A 17,359-nucleotide genomic window follows, 5' to 3' on the forward strand; every position below is an offset into this window, starting at 1 on the left:
TATTATAGAATATATTTCATGTATACATAATATATATTCTAATAGAAAGATTACATAAATATTTTAGTATATTGAATAAGGAATATAATATGTTCAAACAACAAATTGGTGTTGTCGGAATGGCAGTAATGGGACGAAATTTAGCTTTAAATATTGAAAGTCATAATTATACTGTATCTATTTTTAATCGGACTGGTATTGTTACAGAAGAAGTTATTAAAAATAATATTGGAAAGAAACTATTTCCTTATTTTTCTATTAAAGATTTTGTAGATTCATTGATTCAACCCAGATGTATATTACTTATGGTAAAAGCAGGTGAAGCTACAGATAGAACTATTAAAGAGCTTTTATTATATCTAAAAAAAGATGATATTATTATCGATGGGGGAAATACTTTTTATAAAGATACTATACGAAGATATAATACTCTATCTCAAAATGGTATTCATTTTATTGGTATGGGAGTTTCTGGAGGAGAATCAGGTGCATTAAATGGTCCTTCTATTATGCCTGGTGGAACAAAAAAAGCATATTCTTTAATATCACCTATGCTAAAAAAAATATCTGCTAAATTTAATAATGAACCATGTGTTAGTTATATTGGATCTGATGGTGCAGGTCATTATGTTAAAATGGTTCATAATGGTATAGAATATGGTGATATGCAATTAATTGCAGAATCATATTTTATATTAAAAAGTATATTACATTTAAATAATCAAGAACTATCAGATATTTTCAATGATTGGAATAAAGGTGAATTAAATAGTTATTTAATAAATATTACTAAAAATATTTTTTTAGAAAAAGATAAAGATGGAAATTATTTAATTGATATAATTTTAGATAAAGCCGAAGATAAAAATACTGGGAAGTGGATCAGTACTAGTGCTTTAGAGTTTCGTGAGCCTTTAGCATTAATTACTGAATCTGTTTTTTCTCGTTATTTGTCTTCTTTGAAAGAACAACGTTTAATTGCTTCAAAAATTTTAAAAGGACCTAAATTAAATATTAATGTTCAGAATACTAAAAAATTTATTGAAGAAGTAAGAAAAGCTTTATATCTTGGCAAGATAATTTCTTATGCACAAGGATTTTCATTATTAAACAGAGCTTCTAAGAAATATTCTTGGGATTTAAATTTAGGTAATATTGCAAAAATATTTCGTTCAGGATGTATTATTAGAGCAAGTTTTTTACAAAAAATAACGGATGCATATAAAGATGATAAAAATATTGTTAATTTATTATTAACTCCTTATTTTTCAAAAATTGCGAATGAGTATGAAAGTTCTTTACGTAATATTATAGTATATTCTATACAATGTGGTATTTCTATTCCTACTTTTTCTTCAGCTATTTCATATTATGATGGTTATCGAAAAGAATTTTTACCTGCTAATTTAATTCAGGCTCAAAGAGATTATTTTGGAGCTCATACTTATAAACGTATTGATAAAAATGGTATTTTTCACACACATTGGAAAGATATTAAATAAAAAAAATGAGAAAATAAATTTAATTTCTTGTAAATACATGTTTTGTTTCATAATTGTATAATATTTAACTATATTTATTACTACGGTAAATATTTTAAAAATTATTTTTAAAAAAATAATTTAATAGGGGTAATAATGCGTTTATGTGATATAGATATTGAAGAATTATTAAATAAAAAAGAATTAATAATTATACCATATCCAAAAAAAAAATTAATTAATGGTATTACAGTTGATATACATCTTGGAAATAAGTTTCGAATTTTTTATGATTATAAAAGTGCATGCATTGATTTAAGTGCTTCAAAAAAAAATGTAGAATTATCATTATCTGAGGTAATGAGTGAAGAAATAGTTTTTTCTAAAGAAAAACCATTTTTTTTACAACCTGGTACTTTAGTATTATCTTCTACTCTGGAAAATATTATTCTTCCAAATAATTTAGTTGGTTGGTTAGATGGTCGTTCTTCTCTAGCTCGTTTAGGTTTAATGGTACATGCAACATCACATCGGATTGATCCTGGATGGGAAGGTAATATTGTACTTGAAATTTTTAATTCTGGAAAATTAACATTAGTATTAAAACCTAATATGAAAATTGCAGCATTAAGTTTTGAAATGCTTTCTAAATCAGTTTCGCGTCCTTATTCTGCTCGTAGTGAAGCAAAATATAAGCAACAAAATGGAGTGGTATATAGTCGTATTAATGAAGAATAATATTTTTAAGTAAAAATTTTTTATAAAAGTAATGTTTACGATTGATATTATTTTGTATATTATATTCTTTATTTAAACAAATATAATATTATGCCTAATAGAAAAATTTTAGTTACTTGTGCATTACCTTATGCTAATGGTTCACTTCATCTAGGCCATATGTTAGAACACATTCAAGCAGATATTTGGGTTCGTTATCAAAGAATGAGAGGTCATGAAGTTTGGTTTATTTCTGCTGATGATGCACATGGAACGGCAATTATGCTTCAGTCTGAAAAATTAAATATTTCTCCTGAGCATTTAATAAATACTATTTTTAAAGAACATAAACAAGATTTTTTAAACTTTAATATTTCTCATGATAATTATTATTCCACTCATAGTAAAGAAAATGAATATTTTTTAAATAAAATATTTTTTAAACTAAATAAGAAAGGATTAATTGAAAAAAAAATAATTTCACAATTTTATGATAATAAAAAAAATATTTTTTTACCCGACAGATTTATTAAAGGTACTTGTCCTAATTGTATGGCAAATGATCAATATGGTGATAATTGTGAAGTATGTAGTGCTACTTATGAACCTATAGATTTAATTAATCCTGTTTCTATATTATCTGGAAAAAATCCGATTTTAAAAAAAACTCAACATTTATATTTTAATTTACCATATTTTAAATCTATTTTAGAAAAATGGATTTATTCAGGTGTTTTAGAAAAATCAATCATTAATAAAACAGAAGAATGGTTCAAAATAGGATTGAAAAAGTGGTGTATTTCTCGTGATGCTCCTTATTTTGGATTTAAAATTCCTCATTTTTTGAATAAATATTTTTATGTATGGTTAGATGCCCCTATTGGTTATATTAGTTCTTTTAAAAATCTTTGTGATAAAAATAAAAAATTAAATTTTAATTCTTTTTGGTGTGAAAAATCAAATTACGAATTATATCATTTTATTGGAAAAGATATTATTTATTTTCATACTTTATTTTGGCCTTCAATATTAGAAGCAACAAATTTTAGAAAACCTAATGGTATTTTTGTACATGGTTATCTTACAATGAACGGATTAAAATTATCTAAGTCACGTGGTAGTTTATTAAAAGCAAGTGATTGGATTAAATATTTTGATTCTGACAGTTTACGTTATTATCTGTCTAGTAAATTGTCTAATAATATTAATGATATTGAAATTAATTTAAAAGATTTTGTTTATAAAATTAATAGTGATCTTGTGAATAAATTAGTAAATTTAGCTGCGCGAAATGCTAGCTTTATTAATCAAAATTTTAATCATTACTTATCATATGAATTGAACAATAGAAAGTTATTTCAATATTTTGTCAATTCCAAAATAGATATTGAAAATTTTTTAGAAAATCGCAATTTTAGTGCAGTAATTCGAAAAGTAATAATGCTGTTAGATATAGCAAATCAGTATATTAATGAACAAAAACCATGGATTTTGGCAAAAAAAAATCGAACAAATGTTAAATTACAAATGATCTCTACATTAGGAATTAATTTATTTAGAATAGTTATGGTTTTTTTAAAACCTATAATACCAAATTTAGCTAAAAAAACAGAAATTTTTTTGAATATAGAACTAACTTGGAATAGTATTGATAAACCATTACTATCTCATAAAATTAATAAATTTCAATTTTTATATGAAAGAATTAATAGTGAAAAAATAAATGATTTTTTATATAAATAAGTATTTATTACTGTTTTTATTTAATAAAATATCATTTTGCCAAGATATTTTCCAGATCTTTTCTTCTTGTTTATTTGTTTGAATAACAAATACTCCTAATGCGCTAATAAAACGATTATTATAAAATAGAAGTGGAATTTGATTGCGTATCCAAGGAGGAATATTTTTTTCTTGCCAAATTTTTTTTAATTTTCTTCGTTTATTTCTTCCTATAATTAATATTTTTCCTTCGTATTGAAATCGAATATTAATTAATTCATTTTTTTTAGGAGCAGGTACAGATAATCCTTGATAATTTTGTTTTAAATATCCTAATTTATTTGGTAATATTAAATATTTTTTAGTATTATGCCAAAATAAAATAATTTTTTTGACGCTAATTGATGTTTTAATTAAATATATAATATTTTTATAACGTCGTATTTCATTGTTATTAATAATAATTTTAGGATTAGAATCAATTCGACCGTGAATCATTTGTTGATAAATACTACTAATAATTTTATAAGATGGTATCTTAATTATATATAAGGAAATCCAATATCTGATTATTAAATGACATTTAATAGGATTAATATGTTTAAAAGATTTAATTTTTAAAGATTGATCTAAGGTTAAATATTGTTGAATATCTTCTTTAAGAAATTGATTTAACACAGTTGTTTCTTGTCGACAAATATTTGCTGTATGTGCACAATTTTTTAAAAAATATGGCCATCTTTTTTCTAAAATAGGAATAATTTTATGTCGTATAAAATTACGATCATAAAAAATGTCTATATTACTTTCATCTTCTATCCATTTTAATTTATGATATAACGCCCAGTTTTTTAATTCATTACGATTTTTTTCTAATAATGGTCGAATGATTTTTTTTTTTCCAAACATACTTTCTATTGACATACTTGCTAGTCCAGTGGGTCCACTAGCTCTTTTTAAAGATAAGAATAATGTTTCACATTGATCATTTAAATGATGCCCAGTTAATAATATTTCATCATTTAATAAATTTTTATAAAATATTTGATATCTTTTTATTCTTAACCGTTCTTCAAGATTATTTTTTGTTGTATTAATTTGAATATTTTCAATAATTAATGGTATTTTATATTTTTTACATTTATTTTGACAATGTTTTAACCAATGATTGGAAAAGGGAGAAAGATTATGATTAATATGAATGGCGCGTATTTTCATATCAGGTATATTATTTTTTTGAATTAAAAATAATTGATGTAATAGTACTGTAGAATCTAATCCTCCACTATATGCTATTAAAAATAGTTTATTTTTATATTTTTTAATAATATTTTTAATCACATTTTTAAATGTCCCATTAGTATAACATTATTATTTTAAGATAAATTTTTTACGTTCGAGTGGATTTGAACCACCAACTTCTACCATGTCATGGTAGCACTCTAACCAGTTGAGTTACGAACGTATAAATTAAAAAATATTTTTTTAGATAGAAATATATTAACTATTGAATTATATATTAATTTTGTTTAAAAATACAAATATTTTATTTGAAAATATGATATTTGTATAGTATTAGTGTTAGATATAATTAATATTTTTTAAAAAATTTATTAAAAGTAATGATAAATAATTTATATATTTAATATTTTTTATAATAATATAATATTCAAGAGGTTTTATGTTTACAGGTATTATTCAGGGAATAGCTAAAGTAATTTCAATACAAAAAGAAAAAAATTTTTATATCTATGGTATTTGTATTCCATCTTTTTTAACTCGCGGATTAAAAATAGGTGATTCAGTTTCAAATAATGGCTGTTGTTTAACAGTAAAATCAATTCATAATTCAGATTATTTTTTTGATATTATGAAAGAAACTTTAGAATATACTAATTTGAAATTTTTAAGTCTTGGTGATTATATTAACATTGAAAGATCTGCTAAGTATGGAGATGAAATTGGAGGTCATATAGTATCTGGTCATATCTTTAATACAGCAGAAATTTCTAGAATATCACAGTCTGGTAAAAATTATTCATTATGGTTAAAAATAAATGATAAAAAGATGATGAAGTATTTTTTTTATCGAGGTTTTATTTGTCTTGATGGTATCAGCTTAACTATTGGAAAGATTATTGATAATGAATTTTGTGTTAATTTAATTCCAGAAACTTTATCACGAACTACAATAAAAAGTAAAAAATGTGGTAGTGTAATAAACATTGAAATTGATTTACAAACTCAAATTATTGTTGATACAACTGAAAATTGGATAAATAAAAATAGAGTGGATAATAAAGATTAATTAAATATAGGAATAATTAGTGAAACAATATTTTTTCTTATTTTTTTCAAATGTATTAATTGATAATTTTATTTTAGTACGGTTTTTAGGATTATGTCCTTTTATAGGAGTTTCAAATAATATTAAAAATGCTACTGGTATGAGTTTAGCAACATCTTTTGTTGTTATTTTATCATCATCTATTTTATGGTTAATTAATTATTATATTTTAGTTCCATATAATCTTATTTATTTAAGAATTATATCTTATATTTTAATTATTGCTGTTATTGTTCAATTTTTAGAGTTATTTTTAAGAAAAATGAGTCCTTTATTATATCGTATACTTGGTATTTTTTTACCTTTAATTACAACGAATTGTGCAGTTTTAGCAATTCCATTATTTAGTCTTTATTTAAATTATACATTTTTAGAATCAATATTCTATGGATTAAGTGCATCTTTTGGTTATACTTTTATTATGATTATTTTTTCTAGTATACGTGAACGTGTAACTGTTTCTGATGTTCCTTTTATTTTTCAAGGAGCTCCTATTGCATTAATTACTATTAGTTTAATGTCTATTTCATTTATGGGTTTTCAAGGTGTGATAAAATATTAATTATGCTTATTATAAAAGTGATTATAATATTTAGTATACTGTCTTTTTTTTTAGGAATAATATTAAGTTATAGTGCGGATATATTTAAAGTTGATAGAGATCCTATTATAGATAAAATAAATAATTTTTTTCCTCAAAGTCAATGCGGTCAATGTGGTTATTCTGGGTGTTATTCTTATGCAAATGCTATTATTCAAAAAAAAGAAAAAATTAATAAGTGTATTCCAGGTGGTGAGGAAGTAATATTAAATATTTCACAATTATTAAATATTACATTATCATCAAAAAATGTAAAAAAAAATAAAAAAAAAATATTTGATACTATTGTTGTTATTGATGAAAATAATTGTGTAGGGTGTTCTAAATGTGCTTCATTTTGTCCAGTAGATGCAATAGTAGGAGCACCTAATTATATGCATACAATTTTGAAAGATTTTTGTACTGGTTGTAATATTTGTTTATTACATTGTCCTACTGATTGTATTACAATAAAAAAAAATAATCATGAAAAATATAATAATATTAATAATAAAAAAATTTTTTAAAAGTTTTATATTAAAGAAAAAATGGAAGTTTATATTACATAATTTTATGAATATAAAAAAAAATATAATTTTTCAGGTGGTTTAAAATTTTTATATTCTTCTGATAAATTAAAAAAATTATCATTAAAAAAACTACTTTTACCTGAAAAATTTTTTATTTCTATTAAAAATGGAATAAATTTACAAAAACGTTTACGAATTAAGTTGCATCAAAAAATTTTAAGAGGACAACCTTTAATTTTTGGTGATCATAATATTGCTCCTATTCATTCTCCGACATCAGGATGGATAGAAGATATAATTTTTTATTCATCTATTAATTATCCTGAACAAGATAACCTTACTATTGTTATTAAATCTGATAAAAAAGACCGTTGGATTAAGCGAAAATGTTTTTCATGTTATGAAAAATATACACCTGAAAAGTTAATAAAAATTATTTATCAATCTGGTATTGTTGGATTAGGTGGTGGCGCATTTATCTCTTCTGAAAAATTATTACTTAGTTTAGGAAAAGTTCATACTTTAATTGTTAATGCAGTAGAAAGTGAACCTTATGTAACTGCTGATTATTGTTTAATGTCTCATTATATTGAAGAAATATTAATCGGTTGTAAAATTATTGCCTGGATTTCAAAAGTTAAATTAGTTTTAATAGCTATTCAAGAAGATAAAATAGAATTAATTTCTAAAATTAGTCTATTAATTAAAAAAGAACCATTATTTAAATTATTTATTATAGTGAATAAATATCCTGCAGGAAGTAGTAAAATTATTATTAAAGCGTTAACAGGAAGAGATATACCAATAGGACAGCATGCTGTTGATATAGGTTATTTGATTTTTAATATCGCTACAATTTATGCAATTAAAAGAGCTATTATTAATGGTGAACCATTAACTGAACGTATTATTACAATAAATGGAGATAAAAGTATTTTTCCTGGAAATTTTTGGATAAGAATAGGAACATCAGTAAAACATATTTTAAATTCTCAGCAATATAAAAATTTTTTAGATATACAAGTATATTTAGGTGGTCCATTAACAGGAAAAAGAACTGTTAATTTAAATGATTTTATATTAAAAGATAAAAATTGTATTTTAATTACTCATAAAAATAAGATTTATAAAGAAGATATTGAATATTCATGTATTCGTTGTGGTTATTGTTCTCAATCTTGTCCAGTTAATTTACTTCCTCAACAAATTTATTGGTATAGTAAATCGAAAAATCATATTAAAACAAAAGAATATCATGTTTTTGATTGTATTGAGTGTAAAGTATGTGAAAAAGTTTGTCCAAGTCGCATTCCTTTAGTAAAATATTTTAAAAATGAAAAAAAAATACACCACATGATAGATTTAGAAAATATTTATAAAAATGTTTCTTTATCTCGATTTAATATACGTAAAAAAAGATTATTACAAGAAAAAATTATTATAAAAAAAAATATAAGAAAAGAACAAATAAAAGAAGCAATAGAACGATTTAAACAAAAGAAATAAAGAAGAAAAAATGAATTTTCCTAATATTTATATATCTTATAGTATTAAAAAGATAATGTTTCTAGTTTTATTTGCCTGTATTCCAGGAATATGTACAAAATGTTATTTTTTTGGAGTAAATGTATTATTACAAATATTATTTTCTATAATAATTTCTTTATTATTTGAAATAATTATTTTAATAATACGTAGAAAAAATTTTAAATTATATTTATGTGATTATTCTGTAATTGTAACTGGTGTTTTATTTGGTGTAAGTCTTCCTTCTTTTATACCTTGGTGGATTATTGTTATTGGTTTATTTTTTTCTATAATTATTGCTAAACACTTATATGGTGGAATAGGACAAAATATTTTTAATCCTGCAATGCTTGGGTATGCAGTTTTATTAGTATCTTTTCCTTTATATATGACTAATTGGAAGGAGAGTAATAATTCTTTTTCATTAATTGAAAATGTACAACAATCTTTTAATATTATTTTTTCCAAAAATAGTATATATACTGTAAAAGAAAACAGTATTGTACCAATAGTACCTGAATTTTTTTCGCAGGCTACTCCCTTAAATGATATAAGAATAAACTCTCATTTTCATTATGATACTGTATTAAGTACGTCTATGTTATTTAATAAAAATATTAGTGCACAAAAAAGTTGGACATGGATTAATATTAGTTTTTTATTTGGTGGTCTTTTTTTATTATATAAAAATGTTATTTGTTGGAGAATTCCATGTAGTTTTTTGATATCTTTAGGATTTTTATCTACAATCACATGGTTTTTTAATCAACAATTATTTACTTCTCCTACAGTACATTTATTATCTGGAGGAACTATGATATGTGCATTTTTTATTGCTACAGATCCAGTAACAACTGCTTGTAGTAATATCGGTCGTATTATATTAGGAATAATAATTGGTTTTTTAGTATGGATTTTGCGTAATTATAGTGTTTATCCAGATTCAATTGCATTTTCTATATTATTTTCTAATATGCTAGTTCCATTAATAGATTATTTTATTCGATTATCAGGGTATGGTAATAAAAATATATGAAAAAAAAAATATTATTTTAAAACATTCTATACTATTAAGTATTTTTACAACTATTTTTATTTCTATAACAGTATTTTTACATGATATAACTAATAAAAATATTATAATACATACGCAAGAAGAAAAAAAGATTTTATTAAAAGAAATTATACCTAAAAAAATATATTTTTCTTGTAGAAAAAAAAAATTTACAGTAAAAAATAAATTATTAGGAGATAATAATATACATAATTTATGGATATTTTTTAATAATAAAATAGAACAAGCTGCAGCTGTTGAAAGTGTTGCTCCTGATGGTTATGCTGGTTCTATTCATCTTTTAGTAGCTGCATATTTTGATGGAACAATTATTGGGGTAAGGGTATTATCTCATAAAGAAACTCCAGGTATTGGAGATAAAATTGAAATTTCTATTTCTAATTGGATTAGTAAATTTAATAATATGCGTGTATTGCATTTATCAGAGAAAAAATTTTTTTTAAAGAAATATGGTGGTCAAATTGATCAATTTACAGGAGCAACAATTACTCCTCAAGCGGTTACTAATGCTATCAATAGAACAGTGATTTTTATTAAAATGATACCATTAAAATTAATGATAAAAAAAATAACATGAAATTTAAACAATTTTTATATGATCGTATATGGAAAAATAATTCTTCTTTAGTACAATTATTAGGATTATGTCCTGTTTTAGCTATAACAACTAATGTGACAAATTCTATCGGATTAGGAATCACTACAACAATAGTATTAATGATGACTAATTCAATTGTTTCTATATTAAAGCATTATATTCCTCATGAAATTAGAATTCCGATTTATATGATTATTATTGCATCAATTGTAACTTGTATGGAGATATTATTGCACGCCTATCAATTTGATTTATATAAATCATTAGGTATATTTATTCCATTAATAGTAACTAATTGTATTATTGTAGCACGTGCAGATTTTATTGCTTATAGAAGTTCTATATTAGTATCTTTATTTGATGGTATGTTTATAGGTTTAGGATCTACTTGTGCTATGTTTATTATAGGATCTATTCGAGAATTATTAGGTCATGGAACATTATTTTTTGGAATAAATAAAATTTTTATTGGATATGATAAAAATAATTTTTGGACTTTTTTGCATCAAGATTATACTATTATTTTAGCTATTTTACCATCAGGTGGTTTTATGATATTAGGTTTTATTATTGCTCTAAAAAATATGATTAATATTCATATTAATAAAAATGATCGTATTATATTTAATTGCAAACAATGTATTCATAAAAATACAATAAAAAACGAGAGTTTATGAATGCTAAAAAACGCTATAAAATTTTATTATTATTTTATGAAAATAATCCTAATCCAAAAACAGAATTAATTTTTTCTTCTAGTTTTGAGTTATTGTTATCTATTATACTTTCTGCTCAATCTACTGATATAATGGTGAATAAAACAACTAAGATATTATTTAAAATAGCTAATACACCAGAAAAAATATTAAAATTAGGTTTAGAAAATCTTAAATATTATATTAGAAGAATTGGTTTATATAACATTAAATCTTTAAATATTATAAAAACTTCTTTTTTATTAATTAATAAATATCATGGAATTATTCCCAAAAACCGTAATGAATTAGAAAAGTTGCCTGGAATTGGTAGAAAAACTGCTAATATTTTATTAAATGTTTTATTTAAAAAAAAAACGATTGCTGTGGACACGCATGTATTTAGAGTATGTAATAGAATGAATTTTGTTAAAGGTAAAAATGTTAAAATAGTAGAACAAAAGTTATTAAAAGTTGTACCATCAAGATTTAAGCTAAATATTCATTTTTGGTTTGTTTTACATGGAAGGTATATTTGTAAAGCTCGTAATTTACAGTGTCATATATGTTTAATATATGATTTATGTGAATTTAAACAAAAAGTAATATGAATTATTTATTAATTATATTTATTTTAGATGAATATTATAAATTCTATGGATATATAAGTGAGTATTGCAATAGTTGTTTTACCATTACCTATTAGACAGTGTTTTAAATACTATATACCTCATTCAATGATACCAGTAATTGGTGGTCGTGTTATAGTTCCATTTCGTTCAAAAAATTTAATAGGTATTGTTTTATCAATATATTCTCATGTTAATGAAGAAATGGAAGAATATAAACATATTATATCAGTTATTGATCATAAATCACTTTATACTCATGTTTTACTAGATATATTAGTTTGGTTAAGTAATTATTATTATTGTCCGATAGGTAATATTTTTTTTTCTATTTTGCCTACTTTTTTACGTAAAGGTAAATGTTTTTCAAAAAAATATATAATTAAATGGAGTATAAGTAAAAAAGGATTATCTATAAATATCGATACATTAAAAAAAGCAAAAAAACAATTAGAAACTCTTTTATTTTTAAAAAAAAGAAGTATTTTAAGCTATGAATTAAAGCAATATAATCTATCTCGTATTATTTTAAATCAATTAAAGCTTAAAGAATTATGTATAGAAAAAATATTACTAGAAGATCAATATAGTATAAAAAATATTTTTTTTTGTAAAAAAAATATTTTTTTAAATAAGAAATTAATTTTTTATATTAATAAAATTATTCACAAAAAAGATTTTTCATGTTGGTTATTAACACAATGTACTTTACATACACGATTAAAATTTTATATTGGATTAATGGAAAAGATTTTAAATCAAAAGTGTCAAATTTTAATTCTTATTCCATGTATAAAATATATAAATCGTATTATATATTTTTTAAATTTATATTTTGATACTTCGATTGTTATAATTCATTCACAATTAACAGATATTCAATACTTAAAAAAATGGATGTCTATTAAAGATGGTAAAAATCAAATTATTATTGGTACTAGAACAAGCGTTTTTTTACCTTTTTTTAAATTAGGTTTAATAATTGTTTTTGAAGAAAATAATATTAAATATTATAATAATAATCATATATTTAAATATAATGCGCGAGATATAGGTATATTGCGTGCATTTAAAGAAAAAATACCAGTAATTTTAGATTCTGATACTCCATCTTTAAAAATATTATATAATTTGTTTTTTAAAAAATTATTTTTTATTCAAATAAATTCTAAACATTTTTATAATAAAGTACAATATAAAATAATTGATTTAAAAAAAGAAAAAATTAAATATTTTTTATCATTATCATTAATAAATGAAATGCATTCTATAATTAATAATAAAAAACAAATTTTATTAATTTTTAATAATTTAAATTTTGTTTTTTTTGGGTTAATGTGTAGTTTTTGTGGATGGAGAGCGAAATGTGATATTTGTCATGATTATTATGAAATTGATCAATATAATCAAATAATGTTATGTAGATATTGTTTAATTAAGATTTCTATACCTATTTATTGTTGTTCTTGTAAATTATTTTCTTTAACTGTTTTTAATTTTAATATAAAATATATAAAAAAAGTAATTAGTTTTATTTTTCCTAATATATTATTAATATTCTTAAATGATAAGAAATGTTTTAAAAAACAATTAAATGAAAATTTTTTTAGATTATCTTCTACTATACCATGTATTATTATTACGACAGAAGATATAGCGCAATATTATTTTTTTCCTAATGTCAAGTTAATTAGTTTAATATGTATTGATCATTATTTTTTATCTTTTAATTTTAGATCTATTGAATATTTTTCTCAATTTTATATAGGTTTAAATAAAATTGTTAGTAATATAGAGAAAACAGTAAAAATATTAATACAAACGTCATTTCCTCATAAGAAAGAATTATTAAATTTGTGTAATTATGGTTATTTTCCTTTAATTAATAAAATATTTCAATATCGAAAAAAGTTTTTATTACCGCCTTGGAGCTATCAGGTCATTATTTGTTCTTATAGTTTTTCTAATGAAAATAGTATTAATTTTTTATTTTTTTTGCGTGTTATTTTAAAAATGTATTCTCAAAAAGATCATTCTTTAATATGGTTAGTAGGGCCTCATCCTTATTTTTTATCAAAATATAGAAAAGGTTTTACGTATAATTTATTAATACAGCATTCATCACGAACATATTTACACCAATTATTACAAAAATCTTTGCGTTTTATAAGTTATTTTTCTATATTTAGAAAAGTTCAATGGTTTGTAGATATAGATAATAAATAAATTAATAAAAATAATTAATAATCATAATTTATGATTATATTTTATTATTTTTATTAATTGAACTTATGATTATTTTAGATATAATATATTTTAAAAATCAAAATATTTAAATAAAATATATTAAAAGTGGAGTTTTCGCCATGCAATCTAAATTTTTAAATGAATTGCATAATAGACAATTAATATCGTATATTACAAATGAAGAGAAACTTAATAATATTATTAATAAAAAATGTATTTCTCTATATTGCGGTTTTGATCCTACAGCTGATAGTTTGCACATAGGTCATCTTATATTGCTAATTACTTTAAAAAGATTTCAAAAAAATGGTCATAGACCGATAATTGTAATTGGTGGTGCAACTAGTCTAATTGGAGATCCAAGTTTTAAAAATAAAGAACGAATATGTAATATTAATCATAATATTGATATATGGATACAAAAAATAATTAAACAAATTTCTTCTTTTTTAGATTTTAACTGTGGTACAAATAGTGCACGTATTTTAAATAATGATAGTTGGTTTAAAAATATTAATTTATTATCATTTTTACGTGATACAGGTAAATATTTTTCAATTAATACCATGATTAATCGTGATTCAGTAAAACAACGAATTACTAGAGTTGATCAGGGTATCTCTTTTACTGAATTTTCTTATAGTTTATTACAAGCATATGATTTTCTTATATTATATCAAAGACATAAAGTATGTCTTCAGATTGGTGGATCTGATCAATGGGGTAATATTTCTTCAGGCATGCATTTAATCCATAAAGTATTAAATAAAACAGTATATGGTTTAACAGTTCCGCTTCTTATTCAATCGAATGGCATTAAATTTGGAAAAACAGAATCTGATACTATTTGGTTAGATGCAAAAAAAACTAGTCCTTATAAGTTTTATCAATTTTGGATGAATATTGATGATAGTAGCGTATATTACTTCTTAAAATTGTTTACTTTTGAGAAAGTTTCAAAAATTGAATTGTTAGAAAAAGAAAATAATATAAATAACCGAATTATAGATGATAAATCTTTTCTTGCTAAAAATATAACTAGTTTAGTACATGGTAAAAAAAATTTATTAGCTGTTGAGAGAATTACTGAATGTCTTTTTTTTAAAAATATTCATTCAATTACAGAATTAGATTTTCAACAGCTAGAACAAGATGGTATTCCTTCTATTCAAGTATCTATGATTAAAGATTTGCAAGATGCATTAATATTATGTTCTTTTTCAAAATCTAGAACTCAATCTAAAAATTTAATTCAATCTAATTCTATTTCTATTAATACTTGTAAAAATATTAATATCAATTATGTTTTTATATCTTCTGATAAGCTTTTTAATAAGTTTACTTTATTATCTAAAGGTAAAAAAAATCATTGTTTAATTTGTTGGAAATATACTTAGTTTAACATATTCATAGAAAAACTTTCACCACATCCACATAAATGATTGAATTTTTTATTATAAAATTTGAATATTTTATTAATATTATTTTTTATAAAATCTATTTTTATTCCATCTATTATATGTATATGATCGGTATTAATATATATCAAGATATTATTAATAGAAGTAATTATATCTTCTTTTTTTTCTTTTTTTACTATTTCCATAGTATATCGAAATCCCGCGCATCCTGATTTTTTTATACCAATTCTAATCCCTTTATTATTAACATCCAAATTTAATAAAAATGTTATTTGTTTAATTGCTGTCTCGGTTATAGTAATATTTTTTATTTTTTTTGGATTAAATAATTGGATATTAATATTTTCTACTTTCATATAGATATCTCTGATTAATTATTATTAGGATATATTTAATATTTTTTATAATATTATTTTTTATTCATTATTTTTATAAAATTTGATGTTATAATTATTTTTACATCTAAGACTATAATAAATTGAATATTAATAATAGTCTCTGTGACTAAAAATAAACATTTTTTATAAAATTTTTGCAGTTAATTTTTTCTCAAAAAAGATAAATTTTATATAAACTATTTATAATATGAAATACTGAGGTGAAATAATTATATGCAAAATCCCAAAGAAAATATGGATTTATCGCAGTCTATTTTATCACTGATATTTATTGTTGCTATAGGTTTTGCAAGTTTTTTAGTCATGCGTCCATTTATTTTAATTTTTTCCTGGTCAGGTATGATTGTTATTATTACTTGGCCAATAATGTTAAAAATACAAAAATTATTTGGTGGTAAAAGATGTATTGCTATCATAATTACAATGACAATACTATTACTACTTTTTATCATTCCTATCGTTTTCTTAATTAATAGCCTTGTGGAAACTAGCATACCCTTCGTACATTGGTTTAGTTCTAATATCGTAGAATTTCCGGAATTAATTTGGTTACAAGATATTCCTATTATTGGAAAAAAATTTTTTATCAGTTATCAAGAATTATTAGATGGTGATGGAGGTGAATTATTACATGAAATAAAACCTTATATGGCACGCACTACTGAATTTCTCATTATTCAAGCAAAAAATTTTGGATTTTTTATTTTTTATTTATTATTAATGTTATTTTTTAGTGTTGTATTATATTGGAATGGAGAAAAAGTTACTAATTCTATTCGTGATTTAGCTCACCGAGTGAGTATAAAGCATGGTCATGCTATTGTTGATTTATCTGTTCAATCTGTAAGAGCTGTTGCATCTGGCGTGTTAGTAACAGCTATAATTCAAGCTGTATTATCTGGAATAGGATTATTAATTGCAGGTGTGCCATATTGGACGTTAGTAATGATATTAATCATATTTTCTTGTGTTTTACAATTAGGACCATTACCAATTTTAATTCCATCTATTGTATGGTTATATTGGAATAATTATTCTGCTTGGGGTACTGCTTTATTAGTTTGGAGTAGTTTATTATGCATATTAGATAATATAATGAGACCATTATTAATACGAATGGGAGCGGATTTACCTATCTTGTTAATTTTATTTGGTGTTGTTGGCGGTTTAATTGCTTTTGGAACAATTGGTTTATTTATTGGACCAGTCGTATTGGTTGTATCTTATCGTTTATTAATATCTTGGATGTATGGTATACCCATACCATCTTTTTCAGAAAAAAAGTAATTTTAGAATCAATTGAAAAAATAATAATATTAATATTATATAAATTTATTAAAAAAATTGCATGATATGTTGTGATATATTAAATCATATCTATATGACAACAAT

General features: G+C 22.1%; 15 protein-coding genes, 1 tRNA gene and 1 pseudogene. 14 read left to right on the plus strand and 3 right to left on the minus strand.

Annotated elements, in window-relative coordinates:
* Positions 1–89 precede the first annotated feature (89 nt).
* The 3 genes from gndA to metG all read left to right on the plus strand — a co-directional run bounded on the left by gndA (position 90) and on the right by metG (position 3,941).
* Positions 90–1,502, plus strand: coding sequence for an NADP-dependent phosphogluconate dehydrogenase (gene gndA, locus ACOI1G_RS01555; RefSeq protein ID WP_422667565.1), 1,413 nt, complete (start codon positions 90–92; stop codon positions 1,500–1,502).
* A 135-nt stretch (positions 1,503–1,637) separates the two neighbouring features.
* Positions 1,638–2,219 (plus strand): dCTP deaminase, encoded by a 582-nt coding sequence (gene dcd, locus ACOI1G_RS01560; protein ID WP_422667566.1) that lies wholly within the window; start codon positions 1,638–1,640, stop codon positions 2,217–2,219.
* A 90-nt stretch (positions 2,220–2,309) separates the two neighbouring features.
* Entirely contained in the window at positions 2,310–3,941 is a 1,632-nt protein-coding gene (gene metG / locus ACOI1G_RS01565; RefSeq protein ID WP_422667567.1) for a methionine--tRNA ligase, read from the plus strand.
* On the opposite strand, the gene tilS is transcribed toward metG, so the two are convergent.
* Together tilS and ACOI1G_RS01575 are read right to left on the minus strand one after the other, a co-directional pair.
* Positions 3,930–5,261, minus strand: coding sequence for a tRNA lysidine(34) synthetase TilS (tilS, locus tag ACOI1G_RS01570; protein ID WP_422667568.1), 1,332 nt, complete (start codon positions 5,259–5,261; stop codon positions 3,930–3,932). The two genes, metG and tilS, sit on opposite strands and share 12 nt — an antisense overlap.
* Positions 5,262–5,311: 50 nt before the next feature.
* Positions 5,312–5,385, minus strand: a tRNA-Val gene (locus ACOI1G_RS01575).
* 216 nt (positions 5,386–5,601) lie between these two features.
* Between ACOI1G_RS01575 and ACOI1G_RS01580 the strand changes: the two genes are divergently transcribed.
* From ACOI1G_RS01580 to tyrS, 10 genes and pseudogenes are all read left to right on the plus strand, one after another.
* The gene (locus tag ACOI1G_RS01580) at positions 5,602–6,228 is read left to right on the plus strand and encodes a riboflavin synthase subunit alpha (protein ID WP_422667072.1); all 627 of its coding nucleotides are present in this window, start codon (positions 5,602–5,604) and stop codon (positions 6,226–6,228) included.
* A gap of 19 nt (positions 6,229–6,247) precedes the next feature.
* Positions 6,248–6,829, plus strand: coding sequence for an electron transport complex subunit RsxA (gene rsxA, locus ACOI1G_RS01585; protein WP_422667073.1), 582 nt, complete (start codon positions 6,248–6,250; stop codon positions 6,827–6,829).
* A gap of 11 nt (positions 6,830–6,840) precedes the next feature.
* Positions 6,841–7,374 (plus strand): electron transport complex subunit RsxB, encoded by a 534-nt coding sequence (gene rsxB / locus ACOI1G_RS01590; RefSeq protein ID WP_422667585.1) that lies wholly within the window; start codon positions 6,841–6,843, stop codon positions 7,372–7,374.
* A gap of 72 nt (positions 7,375–7,446) precedes the next feature.
* A pseudogene (gene rsxC / locus ACOI1G_RS01595) lies at positions 7,447–8,883 on the plus strand (electron transport complex subunit RsxC); the annotation flags it as partial.
* Between the two features lie 10 nt (positions 8,884–8,893).
* A complete protein-coding gene (locus tag ACOI1G_RS01600; protein WP_422667074.1) occupies positions 8,894–9,940 on the plus strand; it encodes an RnfABCDGE type electron transport complex subunit D in 1,047 nt (348 codons plus the stop codon).
* On the plus strand, positions 9,921–10,556 hold the full coding sequence (gene rsxG, locus ACOI1G_RS01605) for an electron transport complex subunit RsxG (RefSeq protein WP_422667075.1): 636 nt from the start codon (positions 9,921–9,923) through the stop codon (positions 10,554–10,556). The genes ACOI1G_RS01600 and rsxG overlap by 20 nt, the downstream gene beginning before the upstream one ends.
* A complete protein-coding gene (locus ACOI1G_RS01610; protein ID WP_422667076.1) occupies positions 10,553–11,254 on the plus strand; it encodes an electron transport complex subunit E in 702 nt (233 codons plus the stop codon). The genes rsxG and ACOI1G_RS01610 overlap by 4 nt, the downstream gene beginning before the upstream one ends.
* Entirely contained in the window at positions 11,251–11,883 is a 633-nt protein-coding gene (gene nth / locus ACOI1G_RS01615) for an endonuclease III (RefSeq protein WP_422667077.1), read from the plus strand. Before ACOI1G_RS01610 ends, nth begins: the two co-directional genes overlap by 4 nt.
* Before the next feature lie 57 nt (positions 11,884–11,940).
* A complete protein-coding gene (gene priA, locus ACOI1G_RS01620; protein WP_422667078.1) occupies positions 11,941–14,127 on the plus strand; it encodes a replication restart helicase PriA in 2,187 nt (728 codons plus the stop codon).
* A gap of 140 nt (positions 14,128–14,267) precedes the next feature.
* Entirely contained in the window at positions 14,268–15,545 is a 1,278-nt protein-coding gene (tyrS, locus tag ACOI1G_RS01625) for a tyrosine--tRNA ligase (protein WP_422667079.1), read from the plus strand.
* Here tyrS and ACOI1G_RS01630 read toward each other — a convergent pair.
* On the minus strand, positions 15,542–15,925 hold the full coding sequence (locus tag ACOI1G_RS01630; RefSeq protein WP_422667080.1) for a HesB/IscA family protein: 384 nt from the start codon (positions 15,923–15,925) through the stop codon (positions 15,542–15,544). The two genes, tyrS and ACOI1G_RS01630, sit on opposite strands and share 4 nt — an antisense overlap.
* A 255-nt stretch (positions 15,926–16,180) precedes the next feature.
* Between ACOI1G_RS01630 and ydiK the strand changes: the two genes are divergently transcribed.
* Positions 16,181–17,254 carry an AI-2E family transporter YdiK gene (gene ydiK, locus ACOI1G_RS01635; RefSeq protein WP_422667081.1) on the plus strand — a complete coding sequence of 358 codons (1,074 nt, stop codon included), beginning with the start codon at positions 16,181–16,183 and terminating at the stop codon, positions 17,252–17,254.
* The last annotated feature ends 105 nt before the right edge of the window (positions 17,255–17,359 follow it).

This window comes from Buchnera aphidicola (Pterocomma populeum) (assembly GCF_049314985.1).
GTDB classification, from domain to species: Bacteria; Pseudomonadota; Gammaproteobacteria; order Enterobacterales; family Enterobacteriaceae; genus Buchnera; species Buchnera aphidicola_BQ.